Raw genomic sequence first — 16,142 nt, forward strand, 5'->3', positions numbered from 1 at the left:
GCCCCGGGGCAGTCGTGGCCACCGCCCTCGCCGGCGCGTTCATTGCGAACATGACCACGCAGTTCGCCGGTACGAACCTCGCCGATATCCAGGGCGGCGTGGCGGCTTCTGCGGACGAAGCTTCCTGGGTTGGGACCGCGTACACGGTCGCCAACCTGGTCGGCATCGTGGCCGCGCCGACGTTGCTGAGGACGTTCGGTCTGCGCCGTTACTTTGTCGCCAGCGCGGTGGTGTTCGCCGCTTGTGCCTGGTGGTGCGCGCTGGCGCCAGGGCTGGCGGCGCTGGTCGCGGCACGCATCGTCCAGGGATGCGCCGGTGGCGCCTTCGGACCGATTGCCTTTACCGCTGTGTTCGCGATGCTCAAGGGGCCGCGCGTGGCCCTGGGAATCGCGCTGCTGGCGTTCGTCCTGCTGGTGTCGGTCAACGTCGGCCCAGCGCTCGCCGGGCCGATTGAAGCGGCGTGGGGTTGGCGCGGCTTGTTCGTCGTCCAGCTCTGGGCCGCCGTATTGCTGGCGCTGGCCGGAATGCGCTGGATGCCGCCGCCGGCAGCCATCAACCGTGAGGCACTGCGCATCGACTGGGGCGCCGCCGCGTTGCTTGCACTCGCCGTGGGTGGGCTGATGCTGGTGGTGAGCCAGGGGACCAGGCGATTCTGGCTCGACAACCCGATGGTTGCGTGGACGCTGAGCCTGAGCGTCGGTGCGTGGCTGGGCTTCGTGGTCGCGCACTGGCTGTCTTCCACGCCCCTTCTAAACATGGCGAAACTTCGCGAACGACGCTTCGGTCTCGCGATCGCGCTCAATTTCATTTTCCGCTCCAGCTTCGCTGCCACGGTCTACCTGCTTCCGCTGCTGCTCGCATCGACACAGGCCTATCGTCCGCTGCAGGTCTCGCATCTGCTGTGGTGGAGTGTGCTGCCGCAGATCGCCACGTTCCCGGTCGTGTGGCAGCTGCTGCATCGTCATGACAGCCGGACGATCATGATTGCCGGCCTCCTGCTCTGCGGACTCGCGCTGTGGCTGGCGTCGAGGGCGACCACCCAGGTGGCCGGCGAGCAGTTGCAGCTCAGCCTCGTGCTTCTGGGCATCGGACAGATGCTGTTCCTGGTGCCGACGCTGCTGGTGGGAGCATTGGGTCTTTCCATGGCCGACGGCCCCACTGCCACGATCGCCTTCAACCTCACCACCGTGGGCGGCACTACCGTTGGCGTCGGCCTCGTATCGCATTTCGTGACCGAGCGCGAAAAGTTCCACTCCAGCGTGCTGGTCGATCGCGTGTCCTGGCTCGATGGCCAGGTCAGCGATCGCCTGTCGACGCTGGGAACCGCCTGGTCCGCGCGCCTGGGCGACGAAGTCGCTTCACGCGGTGCACTGGCGCAGCTGGGCGCGGGCGTGCGTCGCGAGGCATGGCTGCTGGCATTCAACGATGGGTTTGCGCTGATTGCCATCGCGCTGGTCCTCGCGACGTTGGGCGTCGCGCTGGTTGGCCGTTCCCCTCCCCTGTCCAACGCTCCACAGGCAGATTCCCCATGAAACTTCGAACTTCCACGCTTGTCGGCCTGCTGTCCGCCGTAGTCGCCACCGCTGCGGTCGGCGCCAGCGTCGCGCCCGGTGGCATTGTCCAGGGCTGGGACCGGCATTACACCGACAACGCCTACGTCCGCGGCGACGTGACCCAGATCAGCCCGAAGGTTTCGGGCCACGTCACCGAGGTCGTCGTGCGCGACAACCAGCCGGTCCGCGCCGGCGACGTGCTGTTTCGCATCGACGACCGCGATTTCCGCGCGCGACTGGCGCAGGCCGAGGCCGCGCTTTCCGCGCGCAAGGCCAGCGAGGGAAACCTGGATGCCCAGCTGAACCTGCAACGCGCCGCCATCGGCCAGGCCGAAGCCGCCTTGCGCGAGGCATCAGCCGAACAGGGGCGTGCACAACGCGACGCGACCCGCGCAGGACAGTTGGCCGGCGAGCAGTTGATTGCCGCCTCCCAGTTCGACCAGCTTTCCTCGTCGGCGAACGTCGCCTCGGCGCGGGTCGATGAGATGCGAGCCGCCCTGATGGCCGCGCACCAGCGCGCCGCCGTGCTGGAGAGCCAGCGTCCGCAACTGCTCGCGGATATCGATGCAGCGCGGGCTGCGGTCGCCCTGGCCGCGCTCGATGTCGACAGCACGGTCGTGCGGGCTCCGCTCGACGGTCGCGTGAGTGAGCGCGCCGCGCGAACCGGCCAGTACGTCAAGGCGGGCACGCCGCTGATCGGGCTGGTGCCTCCGGAACTGTGGGTGGTGGCGAACTTCAAGGAAACGCAACTGGAAGGAATGCGCGCGGGCGCCAGCGTCGACATCGCCATCGATGCCGTTCCTGGCGTGAAGTTCCACGGTCGACTGGAGAGCCTGTCTCCTGCCAGCGGCGCCCAGTTCGCACTGCTGCCGCCCGACAACGCGACCGGCAACTTCACCCGCATCGTCCAGCGCGTGCCGGTGAGGATTGCGCTGGTGGACGAACCGGCGCGGCTTGCCGAACTGCGACCCGGAATGTCGGCGACGGCGAGGGTGCAGGAATGAGCGATCAAACGGTTTCGACGAACCTGGCCTTGCCGCAACGCAGCAATCAGACACCCCGATAACCCATCACCTCTGCATGCGCATCGCCGGGCCGCCTCGCTCCACCGTGCTGAGCTCCCTGCCCCGCCCCCCGCCACGCCACCATGACCGGCATGACCGGGCTGATCGGCGTTGGCCGTCGCCTGAGAGAGGCCGGCCGGGCCGTGTCGCTTCCGCCACGGGCGGCGGCGTATATTCCGGCGACGGTCACAGCGACAGGGGGCCAGCGCCATGTGCTATTCCGCCCAGATCTGGGCCGACTACCGGAAGTTCGCCAAGGTCTTCGGCGCCACGATCAGCATCCAGGACTTCGTGCGCCTGTACTGGGAGCGCGGCAGGGACGGCAAGGCCAGGATTCCCAAGGCGATGGACGCGGCCTTCGCCGAACCGCTCACCGACCTGCAGCACGAGATCAAGGCGCTGATCGTCGAGTTCAACCGGGCCCAGACCGGCCGCTACGAGCAGGAGCTGTTCAAGCAGCGCAAGCGCCTGTTCGATGCCGAGCGCATCCTGCTCGAGAAAACCACGAAGAAGGCGCTCGAGGAAAAGCGCATCGCCACCGACAAGATCGAGTGGGCGCGCGGCAAGCTCGCCGACCTGCATCGCGGTGCGCTGGTCGCCGAGGATTCGCGGATCTTCCCTGGCCACTTTGCGCCCGTGATGGTCTGGGAAAACGGCGGGCGCGTGATCAAGCCGATGCGCTACCAGTGCCGACCCCAAGGCAAGCCGGCCAACTTCGACCAGCGCTTTCCCGGCACCTACAACGCCCGTCGCGACAACCTGCAAGGGTTCTGGAAAGAACAGTTCGGATACACCCACGGAATCGTCCTGGTCAACGCGTTCTACGAGAACGTCAGCCGTCACGCCGTGGAGCACCGCGACCTGCGACCTGACGAGAAGGAAGAGAACGTCGTACTGGAATTCCGACCCGAGCCGGAGCAGGACATGCTGGTCGCCTGCCTGTGGTCGAAATGGAAGGGCTCGCACAGCGCCGAGCTGCTGTCCTTTGCCGCCATCACCGACGATCCGCCGGCCGAGATCGCCGCCGTCGGCCACGATCGCTGCATCATTCCGATCAAGCGGAACAACATCGACGCCTGGCTCAACCCGGACCCGAACAACCTGGCGGCGATGTACGCCATCCTCGATGACCGCGAGCGCCCGTATTACGAGCACAGGTTGGCGGCCTGATGTGCCGGCCGGGCACATGACACCACGTTAACAATCACATTGGCATCGTTGCGCGGATAAGGGCTCCCGCCCCGTCACCCACCGACCACCACGGGGAACTCGATGACGACTGCGGACACCCTGATGCCGCTGCAGGCCGAGGCGCCCTCGAACAAGCAGCGGTTGTTCGTTCGTTACTACAGCGCGATCCTGATCGACCTGGTGGTGCTGAACCTTTTCAACGAGTTCTCAGAGAAGGTCCACATCGAGTCCTTCACCGTGTCGCTGATGTGCGCGCTGGTGCTGCAGATCCTGCTCAAGCTGACGATTGCCCTGGAACATTACGTCGCCGCATACTTCAAGGCTCGCCCCGGCGGCTTCATGACGTTCATGCGCTGGTTCTCGGCGTGGCTGATCCTGTTCGGTTCCAAGTTCGTGATCCTCGAGGCGATCTCGTACGCGTTCGGAACCGATGTCCGCTTCGACGGGCGTTGGCATGGTCTGCTGGTGCTGATCACCGTGATCGTCGTGATGCTGGTGGCCGAAGAGGTGGTCGTCAGGATCTATCGGCGACTCAACTGAGACGCGCCCGCGCCGCGACGGCGCAACGGATCAACCGGGGATGGATGGAACCGTCCCTCACACAACCACAGGCGTCCGACCCGCGAGCGGGTCCGGTCGACGTCAAGGAGGATTTCCACGTGAACCTGGACCAAGAAACGCTGCGCAAGATCGTCACGACCGACCTGACCGAGACGCTGATCAAGGTCGGACTGATCGCATTCCTGGCGTATGTCTGCGTGCGCGTGTTCGCGCCGTTCTCGAACCTGGTGATCCTGGGTGTGATCCTGGCCATCTCCATCTATCCGCTCTACCAGGGCCTGGTACGACGGATGGGCGGCAAGCGCGGCCTGTCGGCCACCGTGCTGGTGCTGGCGCTGCTGCTCCTGCTCGGCGTGCCGATGGTGATCCTTGGCAGCTCGTTCGCCAGCCAGATCAGCGAGGTCCACCAGCAGTTCGAGAAGGGCTCGTTCACCGTGCCCGCGCCGAGCCCGAAGGTGGCCGAGTGGCCGCTGGTCGGCGAACGCCTGCACACGGCCTGGAGCGAAGCGGCCAACAACCTGCCGGCCTACCTCGAGAAGAATGCCGAGATCATCCGCGGCTACACGCGCAAGGCGCTGGCGATGGCGGCCAATGCCGCCGGTGCGGTCCTGATGTTCCTGGCAGCGATAGTGGTCGCCGGAATCCTGATGGTCTACGCCGAGGCCGGCAGTCGCACCGTCGAACGCATCCTGATACGGCTGACCAGTCCGACCGAGGGTCCGAGCCTGCTGAAGCTTTCGGTCGCCACGGTCCGTTCGGTGGCCACTGGCGTGGTCGGTGTCGCCTTCATCCAGGCATTGCTGCTGGGCATGGGCTTCCTGCTCGCGGGCATACCGGCGGCCGGCGTGTTCGCGGCGATCACGATGCTGCTGGGCATCCTGCAACTGCCGGCCCTCATTATTTCGCTACCGGCGATCGGCTACCTGTGGTGGGCCGAAGACGGTTCGTCGACGGGGATGAAGGTCGTCTTCACCATCTACTTCCTGATCGCCGGCATGGCCGACAACGTGCTCAAGCCGCTGCTGCTCGGGCGCGGCGTGGATGCCCCGATGCTGGTGATCCTGATCGGCGCCATCGGTGGCATGGTCACGGGCGGAATCCTCGGCCTGTTCGTAGGTGCCGTCTTGCTCGCGGTGGCATACAAGCTGTTCATGGAATGGGTCGATTCGCGCTCGCTGGACACCGTCGTGCCGGCAGCGCCCGCCGAACCCATCGATACGGATACCGCTCATTAGTCGCAGGAGCGCACGGCCAATGATGCGGGCGATCATGCGGGCCACCACCGGCAAGCGCGCGGCACGGTGCCTGGGCAGCGCGGCAATTGTTGCCTCGGGGCTGCTGCTGGGCGCCTGTACCACGCTCGGGCCCGACTACGAAGAGCCCGACATCGCCTGGCTCAACGACTGGCAGACCAACCTGTACGGGCAGGTCGTCAGCCCCGGACAGCAGCGCGAAGTCGACCTGCAGTTCTGGTGGCACGCCTTCAACGATCCGGTGCTCAACTCGCTGGTCGACACCGCGCGCAAGGAGAATCCCTCGCTGCGCATCGCCGGGCTGAGGATCATGGAGAGCCGTGCGGTGCTCGGCATCGCCAGCGCCAACCTCTACCCGCAGCTGCAACAGGTCAAGGGCTCGGCGACCTATATCGACAGCCGCAGCAGCGGTGGCTCGGGGCCGGACGTCCATGACAACTACGGCGCCTACAGCGCCGGCTTCGACCTGGCCTGGGAACTGGATTTCTGGGGACGGTTCCGTCGCGGCATCGAATCGGCGGAAGCCGGCTTCTTTGCCTCGGTCACCAACCAGCAGGACGTGCAGGTGCTGCTGGCCGCGCAAGTGGCCGATCTCTACTACGCCTACCGCACGACCGTGCTCAGGATCGACATCGCCCGCAAGAACACCGCGATCCAGAAGCGCAGCTTTGAAATCACCGAGCAGTTGTTCAAAAGCGGACAGGAATCGGAACTCGACCTGCAGCAGGCCAAGGCCCAGTACCTGGGCACCCTGGCGACGATCCCGGACCTCGAAGGCCAGCTGGTGCGGGTTCGCAACGCGCTCGCCGCCGTGCTCGGCCGCAAGCCGGGCGATGTCCCGGAACTCGATGAGCTGGTCCGCCCGCTGCCCATCGTCGACGGTGCCGTACTGCGCGAACTGCCGGTGAACCTGTTGCTGCGCCGTCGCGACCTGCGCACGGCGGCATGGCAGGTCGCGGCACAGTCGGCGCAGATCGGCATAGCCAAGGCCGACTATTTCCCGGCCATCACCCTGCTCGGCAGCGTCGGCTGGTCGACCACCTCGCTGGGCGGAAGCCCGCAGGTCCGAAGCATCGCGGCAGGGCCGGCCATCAGCTGGAACATCCTCGACTACGGCCGCATCGCCAGCAACGTGCGCCTGCAGGACGCACGCCTGCAGCAGACGATCGAACTGTTCCAGAGCGCCGCATTGCTGGCGGCGCGCGAGATCGACGACGCCGCCATCACCGTGGTCAAGACCGCCGAGCAGAAAGCCCCCCTGGGCGGCGCCGCACGCGCCGCCGAACGCTCGCTGGAACTTGCCAACTCCCAGTACCAGGAAGGCTATGCCGATTTCGAACGCGTGCTCGACGCGCAGCGCGTGATGTTCACCCAGACCGAGCGCGAGCTGCTCAACAACAGCGCGCACATCAGTGCGGTGATCACCCTGTACAAGGCCGCGGGCGGTGGCTGGACCGAGATGCCACCGGAGGAACTGCTGCCTGAAGCGACGCGCGAAACCATGAAGACCAGGACCAACTGGGGCGACCTGCTGGAGGCGCCCCTCCCTGCCCGCCCCGAGGGGCAGCCCAGCGATAGCGGGAATCCGAAATGAGCGCAGGCAACGACGACAAGAAGGCATCCGGTGCCGCGCCGCCGCCGGGCGGCCCGGACGAACAGGACCCGGCCGGCAAGGCCGTGCGCAAGGGTGGACGCTGGGTGGCTGCCGCCATCGTGCTGACCCTGCTGCTGTACCTGTTCGCCGACCGCTACACGCCCTTCACATCGCAGGCCCGCATCGAGGGCTACATCGTCGGCGTCGCGCCGAAGGTGGCCGGTGAAGTGACCAAGGTTGCGGTCGCCAACAACCAGACAGTGAAGTACGGCCAGACCCTGTTCGAGATCGACCAGTCGCAATACCGGATCGCGCTGGCCAAGGCACGCTCGGACCTGGAGAACGTGCGCAAGCAGGTCGGCGCCGGTGGCGCCGCGGTGGATGCGGCACGCGCCAACCTCGACGCCGCGCGCGCCAACGAGATCAAGGCGCGGCAGGATGCATCCCGCCTGCGCCGGCTGCGCGAGACCGATCCCGGCACGATTTCAGTACGTCGCCAGGAAATTGCCGACGCCAGCCTGGAGCAGGCCAAGGCCATGGTCGTCGCAGCGCAGGCAGACATCCGCCGGGCCATCGAATCGATGGGCGGTGACGATGCCGAAAAGAACACCTTGCTGGCCACGGCGCTGACCGCCGTCGACAAGGCCGAGCTGGACATGACCAATACGGTGGTCGAGGCGTCCACCGATGGTGTCATCACCGACCTGCGCGCGGAGGTCGGCCAGTTCGCCGGCACCGGCAGCCCGGTGTTGACTTTGGTCGGCGTGCGCGACATCTGGATCAGCGCCGAGTACACCGAGAACAACCTGGGCCACATGAAGGTCGGCACGCCGGTCGACATCGTCTTCGATGTCCTGCCGGGCCGCGTCTTCAAGGGCAAGGTGCGCAGCGTCGGCCTGGGCGTCAGCGCCGGTCGCACGCCCAACCCCGGCAACCTCCCCTCGGTCGACAACGACCGCGACTGGCTGCGGCAATCGCAGCGCTTCCCGGTGATCATCGGCATCGACCCCGGGCAGGATCCGGAGGATCGCGCCAAGCTGCGCATCGGCGGGCAGGCCTCGGTCATCGCCTATGGCGAGGGCGCCGGCGTGCTCAAGCTGCTCGGCAAGATCTACATCCGCGTTGCCAGCTGGCTGACCTATGCCTACTGACCGGGACTGACGCGATGATGGCGCCTGCCGCCAGGCGTACCTTCCGGCTCGCCTCCGTGGTGGCGTTGTCGGTCGCGCTCGCCTACGGCCTGGCGATGCCCTTGCCCTTCATGGCGCCACTGTTCGCGGTAATCCTCACCGCGACGCCTGCACCGCCACCGGGGCCAAAAGGCCTGCTCGGGCTGCTGGTGCTGGTCAGCGTGACCCTCGGCATCGGACTGCTGCTCAACCCGCTACTGCGCAACTACCCCTCTTCGGCCGTGCTGATGATTGCCGCCGGCCTCTACCTGAGCACCTACCTCAGCGTCGGCAAGGGCAAGGGCCTGGTCGGCACGCTGCTCTCGGTCGGCCTGACGATGATTCCGGCGGCGGGGCTGATGGACTACGCGCTGGCAAGCGCGGTGGTCAACTCGCTGCTGATCGGCATCGCCGTGGCGGTCGCCTGCCAGTGGCTGGTGCAGCCGCTGTTTCCCGAGCCCCCCCCGGCCGGGCCCAAGCCAAAACCACCGGTGGCCGACCACGAGCGCGCGGCCTGGCTGGCCCTGCGCACGGTGCTGATCGTGCTGCCGCCGGTCATGCTGGCCTTCACCAATCCCGGGATGTACATGCCGACCATCATGAAGTCGGTGATGCTTGCGCAACAGGGTTCGACGGTGAGCGCGCGCGTGGCCGGGCGCGAACTGATCGGCTCGACGTTCCTCGCCGGCGTCTATGCGCTCGCGTTCTGGTTCGCCCTGAAGCTGTTGCCGAACCTGTGGATGTTCACCCTGTGGATGCTGCTGTTCGGCATCCACATCGCCAGCCGGCTTTATCGCGTGGTCCCCAACCGCCATCCGCCGTCGTTCTGGGTGAACGTGTTCGTGACCATGCTGATCCTGGTCGGCCCCGCCGTGCAGGACAGCACCGGCGACGATGTCTATGGCGAGTTCGTGGCGCGCTTCACGCTGTTCGTGCTGGTCACCCTCTACGCCTGGGGCGCGATCGTGGCGCTGGAATGGTTGCGCGGACGCCGGACAGGGCACGGCACCACGCCACTGGAATCGCCGCAGGCAACGTGACTGGCGACGGCACACTCAGCCGCGCGCGTCGCCGGCACTCCCGGCCGCGATGAAACCCGTGCGCCGCGCCACCGCAGCGGCCTCGCTGCGCGACCGCACGTCGAGCTTGCGCAGGATCGCCGAGATGTGGTGGTCGACGGTCTTCTCCGATCTCACCAGCCGTCGCGCGATGTCGGCATTGCTCAGGCCATCTGCCAGCAATTCGAGAATCTGCATCTCGCGCGGGGTCAGTCCGGCGGGGTTGGCGCTGGTGGCCGCACGGGGTCCACGCGCAAGCCCGCGCACGCCGGCTTCGCGCAGGTGCTCGCGACAGCGTTTGGCGGCCGCGTTCGCTCCAAGTCCTTCGAGCAGCGACAAGGCCTCTCGCATCGCACTTTCGTCGCCTTCCAGCAGCGCCAGCGCCTGTTCGTAGGGGCAACCCAGACGGGCCCATTCCGCAGCGGCCTGCTGCCATAGGCCGCCGATCTGCAGCGCGTAGGGCGGCTCCGTGCCGTCGGGCCCGCCTTCAGCGACGCCCAGTCGCAGGCACCAGTAACGCAACTCGCCCAGCGATCGCGTGTCCCTGCGCTGTTCGGCCATGGCATGCGCCTGTGCGACCAGTTCGTCGACCGCACCGCCGTCATTGCGCAGCCACGCAGCCTCGGCGTGGGCGGCGGCGACCGGTGCCAGGCGCTGCAACTCACCGGACTGCCGTGACAGCACCGTCGCTTCATCCAGCAATTCACGCGCTCCCGGATCGCCGCGGCGTTGGCGCAATCGGGCAAGCACCGCCAGTGCGCAGATGCGCGTGACCGGCGCCACGCCCTGCGCCGTCACCAGGCGCAGGGCCTCGTTCGCCGCCGCATCCCAGTTTCCGCATTCGAAATCGAGCCGGGCCTGCCAGGCGCGAATGTAGTTGGTCCACGAATCCAGGTCGCGGGCGGCGAAGTAGCCGGCGGACGCCTCGATATGGCGCTTGGCCTGCGCGTAGTCGCGCAGCTTCACCGCCGTGCTGACGAGGTTGGCGTAGCAGCGCGCGACATGCTCCTCGAAGTCATTGGCGAGCGATATCCGCAGGCTCTGCTCGATCATCGCCTTGCCTTCGTCATCGCCTTCGGCATAGCGCGCGGTGCCGACGTTGTTGAGCGAATGGGCAAGCACCTCGTTGCTGCCGATACGCGTCGCCAGCTCGATGGCGCGGGTGCCCCACTCGACCGATTCGTCGGTGTGCCCGGACAGCATGTACAACTGCGAACGATTGCTCAGGGCCCAGGCGTAGGCCTCGTCGTCGGGGAAATCGCGCAGCAGGTGCACGGCCTGGTTCGCATATTCCTCGGCTTCCTGCCTGCGGCCGCCGAACCAGTTCAGGCGCGACAGCCAGCGCAGCGTCCGCCCCTCCCGGCGCAGGTCGCCGAGCTTGCGCCATATCGCCAGGGCCTCCAGGCGCATGGCGATGGCATCGTCGTTCTGCTCGACCAGGTAGCACTGGTACGACAGGTCTTCGAGCAGTTCGGCGCGGGCGGCCGGCGCGAGCGCATCGGCGTGGGCAAGGGCGGCGCCATAGAGCGTGGCGGCCTCGCAATGGGCGCCATGGTTGGCGGCCTCGTTGCCGGCCTGCAGTGCGTACTTGAGCACGGCATCCGTGTCGCCTGCGCCGGATGCATGGTGGACCAGGCGCGACATCGCCACGGCGCGCCCGCGCTGCTCCAGGAAGGCCTGCTCCAGGAAGGCCAGCACCCTGGCATGGAGCGCGGCGGCCAGCGGCGCCGGCAGGGCCTGCTCGACCGCGATCCGCGCCAGTTCATGGCGGAACGCATACGCGCTCCCGTCGGCGACCAGCAGCCCGGATGCCAGGGCTGCCGCGACGTCGTCGGGCGCGGGCGACAACACCGCCTCGACGATGTCGATCTCGATGCGTGCCGGCACGATGGCGACCAGATCGAGCAGCGCGCGTACTTCCGGCGTTTGTCGCGCTGCACGTGCAAGCACGGCGTCGCGCACGGAGACTGGCAGGCCCTCGGCACGCAGTGCCTCGGTGACGAAGAACGGATTTCCACCGGTCGTTGCATAGATGCCCTCGGCCGGATGACTCGACTGGCGGGCCAGTTCGGCCACTCCGGCCTCCGACAACGGCAGCAGCGGCACGCGCACCACGGCGTCGGCGGGCAGGTCACCGAGCACCAGTTGCAACGGATGGCGGTCGCCGAGTTCGTCGTCGCGATAGGTCAGCACCAGCAGCGCGCGCACGCGTTGTATCCGGCGCGCCAGGAACTTGACCAGGTCCAGCGTCGCTGCGTCGGCCCAGTGCAGGTCCTCGAGCACGACGATGGTGGGATCACTGGCTTGCTGCAGTTCCGCCAGGAAGCAGCTGAACAATTCCGTTCGGTGCCCCTCCAGGCCGAGCAGCGCCTGCAGTTTCGACCCCATGGCGCTGGCCATGTCGTAGAGCGGTCCCAGCGGTCGCGGCGAGAACAACGCCTCGCATCCGCCCCACAGCACGCGCCCTGCGCCATGCCCGGCGACCAGCTGCGTCAGCAACGAGGTCTTGCCGATGCCGGCTTCACCGCACACCAGCGCCGTGCGGCCGGCACCTTGCCCCGCGACCTCCAGCGCGCCCTGCAACAGGCTTAGTGCATTGCCTCGTTCAATCAGCTCCACCTTGCCGGCTCCGGGGGTATCGCGATCCGATTATCCCCCGATGAAACGCGCACGGGCGGCGCCCCAGGCCGACGGCGCGCATTCAGAAGTAGAAGAATGGCGACAGGTCGGATATTTCGATGATGCTGGCCACCGGCAAGCCATTGCGGCGCGCTGCCTGCCGGATCGCCTCCGGCGAAGGCGCGTCATAGATGCAGAAGGTCCTGCGCCGATCGGCACTCACATAGGAGTGCAGCCAGTTGACGCCGCTGTCGCCATTGATGCTGGCTATCCGCGCGCAATCCCTGGCCCCCTCCCCGCCCGCGGGGATGGCGAGATCGGCTGCGAAGGCGCGTTCGATCAGGTATCGGGGCATGACGGGGTCCTCGAGGTGGCGCAGCGGGCTCAGACGCAGCCGAAGCGGATGGGCATCCAGCTGCTGGTGTAGTGACGGTCGCTGGCGTACCCGGAACTGTTGCCATAGCCCACGCCGAAATCGCGTTCGCGATGAACGTGGTGGACCGGCTCGGTGCCGGCCGCGTATTCGATGTCCCGCCAGTCGTCCATGCTGAACATGATCGAAGGGGCGGTCGTGTGCGCGTTCAGTGGCGCGAACAGGCCGGTGGCGGTGACGAGATCCATCAGGGAAGTAGACATTGCGGTGTCCTCGGCGATTCACGCAGCCCGGGATCCGGACTGCGATGCCAGACTAGGCAATGGGCGCGCCGGCAACATCGGGAACGCTCCCCAGATTGCGCAAACCCCCTCCCCATTTTCGACGCTCACGCGGCGACGACAGCTCCCATGGCATGGATGTTGCCGCCGCCGACGTCGCAGCCTGCGAGACCGCTGCACGCCACCCTTCCGGCCGGCCCAAGGGGAGCATTGCCATGACGATCGATACGTTCCACGCCTATGACGATGCAGGAAACCGATACACCATCCATGTGCGGCGTACTTACATCGACACCCGCGGTGCCGACGGACTCGGACGCCGCGTCGAAGGCCTGCGCACCTACCATCTGAGCGATGGTGGCCCGGTCGACCGGCTCGACGACGACACGTTTGCCATCGTCGATTCCGGCATCGGGCTGCGGCTCACGCGAAGCGCTGCCTGACTGCCTGTCTACCGGACGCAGCGAGGGTCCGCCATTCGCTGCGTCCGGGGGCCAGGTGCCTTACTGCGTTGCCGACGTCCCGGCCCCGGCCTGCTTCGGCGCAGCCAGGATCTTGCCGGTGCCGTACGGCGCGTGGTCGAACGTGCCGTTGCTGATCCAGTCATTGACCACGCGGAAATAGCCGTCGGCATAGCGGGTCGATGTGCGCTCGCCGTCGGCTGCGGTTTCGAACTCGAGGATGCCGTGGTCGGTGGCCGGAAACTCGATCACGCTCACCGCGCGACCGTCATGGGCCAGTTGCAGCAGGCGCTCGCGTGTCTGCTTGGGCGGAGCCTCGCGGTCCTCGCCGGCCAGCACCCACAGCAACGGCACGCGCAGGCTGCGCAGCGTCGGCATCGGGTCGAACTCCCAGCTGGTTTCCTGCTCCAGCACCGGCGCCAGCTCGCCCGCCCGCTCACGTGAAAGCGTGACCACCAGGCCGGTGAACTCGCCCTTCATGGCCGGCCACCACGGTTGCGTGGCGTACCTGGCCCGGACCGCGTCCAGTTGTTCCCATCCGCTTGCGCCACGCGCGGCGACAATCGCACCGGTGACGTCGGTCACCTCGCGCGCCTTCGCCATCGCGTCCTCGCCGTAACCGGCGTTGCGCAGGTCCAGCATGACCTGGTCGCGGTCTTCCGCGAGGGGGCTGTCTGCCAGACCGAAGCGGACCACTACGAAATCCGGATTGCTCCGGCTCGCCGCCAGCGGTGCCACCCAGCCGCCCTGGCTGCCACCGTCGTAGCCGATGCGCTTGACGCGGGCACCGGCCAGGCGCCGTGCCTCCGCCAGCGCCGCGCGCGCGTCATCGGCGAGCAGATGGAAGTTCTGCGTGTAGCGACCCGTCGATTCGCCGGTGCCGCGCTTGTCGTAGACGAACACGCCGATGCCGTAAGCGGGATACAGGTACTGCGTATACAGGCCCTGCACCGCCGAGTTGTTCTCCGAGCCGTGCACTTCGATCGCGATCGGTACGGGCTGGCTGCCGCGCGGAAGCACCAGCCTCCCCCGCAGCTTCACTCCATTGCCTTCGAACGTCGTCTCGGTGATGTCGAACTGCCGACGCTGGCCGGCATGACCGTCGAAAGTGATCGTCCCCTGGCTGCAGGTGCCGAAGCGCACCTTCATGCCGTCGGGGCGACCGGTCCAGCCCATGCTGCTGTTCCATTGGCCGCCGGCGCCCTGCTTGAGCAGGCCGCTGCGGCCATCCAGCGTGCGCCAGCGCAGGTCCGCCGGCTCGCTGGCGGTGGCGATCGCGACGATACGCCCATCGTCGAGCGCATAGGCACCCGCGTGGCAGCGGACAGTGTCGTCGGCCGCGGCGGCGGCGCCTGTGAATCCGAACGAGATCAACAACAACGAGGCGGCTGCCTTCATATCGCGGTCCTGTCGTGGGGGAACGCCACGGTAGCGGGGTGGATTCCGCGGCGCATGCCCTCTTGGATGCGCGGTTCCGCCGTCGGGTTGATATCCATCCGAAGCAGCGGCCCGCGCGCAACTGCGCGAACGTAGACAGCGGCGGCCGCGCTGGCAGGGCGGCAAGGTCAAGAAGGGCGACTGGGCTATCAGTCGGAAGCGGCGTTCAGCCGCGCATTCAAGCGGCAACCCGGGTTATCGCCCGGTGCGGTCCGTCGACAGGGAATCTAGGCAGGTCTGGCCTGATCTGGCTTAGAGCACGTTGGCTCAGAGCAGCAGCGTGCCGAAAACCACGCGGGCGCGATCGTCGTAGATGCGCAGCCAGAGTGCCTGGCTCATCGTCTCGGCGCAGCGCTTGGCCTGGGGCAACACAGCCGCCAGCGCGGCCTCGGCACTGGAATAATCGACCGCGGCTTCTGCGATCTGCTGGGCCAGGATGCTGCCATCCTGTCGCGATAGTTCGACTCGGTACATGGGTCACCTCCCGGCGGTTGGGAGTGGGCGGCCGTCCTGCGAACAGGCGGTTCCTGTGTCATGGTCATAGCCTCCACAAACCGCGGCGCTTCCGCAGTCGGGCGGCATCGCTCTGGTGTGTAGGACTTTCCCTACAACGCTATCGCCACAAGCCATTCACCCTGATGAATCCACTCCCCATGCCCTTGTCAGACAAGTCCTTCGCAGACGAGCCATCCGCATGTGCCTGATTGCCATCGCCTGGCGTGCCCACCCCCGCTACCGGCTGGCACTCATCGCCAACCGCGACGAGGCGCATGACCGCCCGGCGTCGCCGGCCGGCTTCGATCCCGCCGACGCGACGCTTTACGGCGGCCGCGACCTCCGCGCCGGCGGCAGCTGGCTGATGGCGTCCACCCGCGGCCGGCTGGCGGCGGTGACCAACGTCCGCGCCGGCCTCGCCGAGGGCGCGATGCCGCGCTCGCGTGGCGCGCTGGTGCACGGCTTCGTGGCGGGATCGGACAGCAGCCCGGCCTTCCTCGCCGGCCTCGCCGGGAACGCCCCTGAATACGGCCGGTTCAATCTCCTGGCCTGGGACGGAACCGAGCTGGGCTTCGCCAGCAACCATCCCGCTTTCGAACGACGCCCGGTATCGCCAGGCCTCCACGCCATGTCCAACGGTGCGTTCGACGCCCCCTGGCCCAAGAGCGGCCATGCCGTGGCGGCGCTCGACGCCTGGTTGCAGTCGTCGCTGTCGCGGTCTGACGACGACATGGCGGTGGCGCCGTTGCTCGATGCCCTGGCCGATACCAGCCCGGCCCCGGACGCCGCCCTGCCCGACACCGGCGTCGGCCTTGAACTGGAGCGGCGCCTGTCGCCGCCCTTCGTGCGCGGCCCCAACTACGGCACCCGCTGCAGCAGCGTGGTCCTGGTGGGCGCCGACAGCATCACCTTCGTCGAGCAGAGCTATGGCCCGGACGGGGTGCCCAGGGGTCGGACGCGGGCCACCTTCGCGATCGCCTGACCTTGGCTGACTGGCGCCGGCAGTGGTGCGGCGCAAGCAACGGTGCGGTGC

General features: G+C 67.4%; 15 protein-coding genes. 10 read left to right on the forward strand and 5 right to left on the reverse strand.

Translation table 11 applies throughout. The annotated features are described in order from the left end of the window. Positions 1-14: 14 nt before the first annotated feature. From MNR01_RS03655 to MNR01_RS03690, 8 genes are all read left to right on the forward strand, one after another. Positions 15-1,532 (forward strand): MFS transporter, encoded by a 1,518-nt coding sequence (locus tag MNR01_RS03655; protein ID WP_241919624.1) that lies wholly within the window; start codon positions 15-17, stop codon positions 1,530-1,532. Then, positions 1,529-2,557 (forward strand): HlyD family secretion protein, encoded by a 1,029-nt coding sequence (locus tag MNR01_RS03660; protein WP_241919625.1) that lies wholly within the window; start codon positions 1,529-1,531, stop codon positions 2,555-2,557. Before MNR01_RS03655 ends, MNR01_RS03660 begins: the two co-directional genes overlap by 4 nt. Before the next feature lie 270 nt (positions 2,558-2,827). Next, positions 2,828-3,787 carry an SOS response-associated peptidase family protein gene (locus tag MNR01_RS03665; RefSeq protein WP_241919626.1) on the forward strand — a complete coding sequence of 320 codons (960 nt, stop codon included), beginning with the start codon at positions 2,828-2,830 and terminating at the stop codon, positions 3,785-3,787. A 102-nt stretch (positions 3,788-3,889) separates the two neighbouring features. Continuing rightward, complete coding sequence (locus MNR01_RS03670; RefSeq protein WP_241919627.1) at positions 3,890-4,348, forward strand: hypothetical protein; 459 nt, start codon at positions 3,890-3,892, stop codon at positions 4,346-4,348. 119 nt (positions 4,349-4,467) lie between these two features. Beyond that, positions 4,468-5,604 carry an AI-2E family transporter gene (locus tag MNR01_RS03675; RefSeq protein ID WP_241919628.1) on the forward strand — a complete coding sequence of 379 codons (1,137 nt, stop codon included), beginning with the start codon at positions 4,468-4,470 and terminating at the stop codon, positions 5,602-5,604. Positions 5,605-5,623: 19 nt separating this feature from the next. Then, positions 5,624-7,216, forward strand: coding sequence for a TolC family protein (locus tag MNR01_RS03680; protein ID WP_241919629.1), 1,593 nt, complete (start codon positions 5,624-5,626; stop codon positions 7,214-7,216). Beyond that, the gene (locus MNR01_RS03685; protein WP_241919630.1) at positions 7,213-8,367 is read left to right on the forward strand and encodes an HlyD family secretion protein; all 1,155 of its coding nucleotides are present in this window, start codon (positions 7,213-7,215) and stop codon (positions 8,365-8,367) included. Before MNR01_RS03680 ends, MNR01_RS03685 begins: the two co-directional genes overlap by 4 nt. 14 nt (positions 8,368-8,381) lie before the next feature. Continuing rightward, entirely contained in the window at positions 8,382-9,425 is a 1,044-nt protein-coding gene (locus MNR01_RS03690; protein ID WP_241919631.1) for a DUF2955 domain-containing protein, read from the forward strand. A gap of 15 nt (positions 9,426-9,440) precedes the next feature. Here the strand turns inward: MNR01_RS03690 and MNR01_RS03695 are convergent, their stop codons facing one another. From MNR01_RS03695 to MNR01_RS03705, 3 genes are all read right to left on the reverse strand, one after another. Further along, positions 9,441-12,062 (reverse strand): helix-turn-helix transcriptional regulator, encoded by a 2,622-nt coding sequence (locus MNR01_RS03695; protein ID WP_241919632.1) that lies wholly within the window; start codon positions 12,060-12,062, stop codon positions 9,441-9,443. 82 nt (positions 12,063-12,144) lie between these two features. Continuing rightward, positions 12,145-12,417, reverse strand: coding sequence for a DUF4242 domain-containing protein (locus MNR01_RS03700; RefSeq protein WP_241919633.1), 273 nt, complete (start codon positions 12,415-12,417; stop codon positions 12,145-12,147). A 29-nt stretch (positions 12,418-12,446) separates the two neighbouring features. Next, complete coding sequence (locus tag MNR01_RS03705) at positions 12,447-12,698, reverse strand: hypothetical protein (protein WP_241919634.1); 252 nt, start codon at positions 12,696-12,698, stop codon at positions 12,447-12,449. 233 nt (positions 12,699-12,931) lie between these two features. Between MNR01_RS03705 and MNR01_RS03710 the strand changes: the two genes are divergently transcribed. Continuing rightward, positions 12,932-13,159: a hypothetical protein gene (locus MNR01_RS03710; protein ID WP_241919635.1), complete on the forward strand. Its 228-nt coding sequence runs from the start codon at positions 12,932-12,934 to the stop codon at positions 13,157-13,159. 60 nt (positions 13,160-13,219) lie between these two features. Here the strand turns inward: MNR01_RS03710 and MNR01_RS03715 are convergent, their stop codons facing one another. Next, positions 13,220-14,575: an alpha/beta hydrolase gene (locus MNR01_RS03715; RefSeq protein ID WP_241919636.1), complete on the reverse strand. Its 1,356-nt coding sequence runs from the start codon at positions 14,573-14,575 to the stop codon at positions 13,220-13,222. 306 nt (positions 14,576-14,881) lie between these two features. After that, complete coding sequence (locus MNR01_RS03720) at positions 14,882-15,088, reverse strand: hypothetical protein (RefSeq protein WP_241919637.1); 207 nt, start codon at positions 15,086-15,088, stop codon at positions 14,882-14,884. Between the two features lie 220 nt (positions 15,089-15,308). Between MNR01_RS03720 and MNR01_RS03725 the strand changes: the two genes are divergently transcribed. Beyond that, a complete protein-coding gene (locus MNR01_RS03725; protein ID WP_241919638.1) occupies positions 15,309-16,091 on the forward strand; it encodes an NRDE family protein in 783 nt (260 codons plus the stop codon). Positions 16,092-16,142: the final 51 nt, after the last annotated feature.

This window comes from Lysobacter sp. S4-A87 (assembly GCF_022637455.1).
Classification (GTDB): domain Bacteria; phylum Pseudomonadota; class Gammaproteobacteria; order Xanthomonadales; family Xanthomonadaceae; genus Lysobacter_J.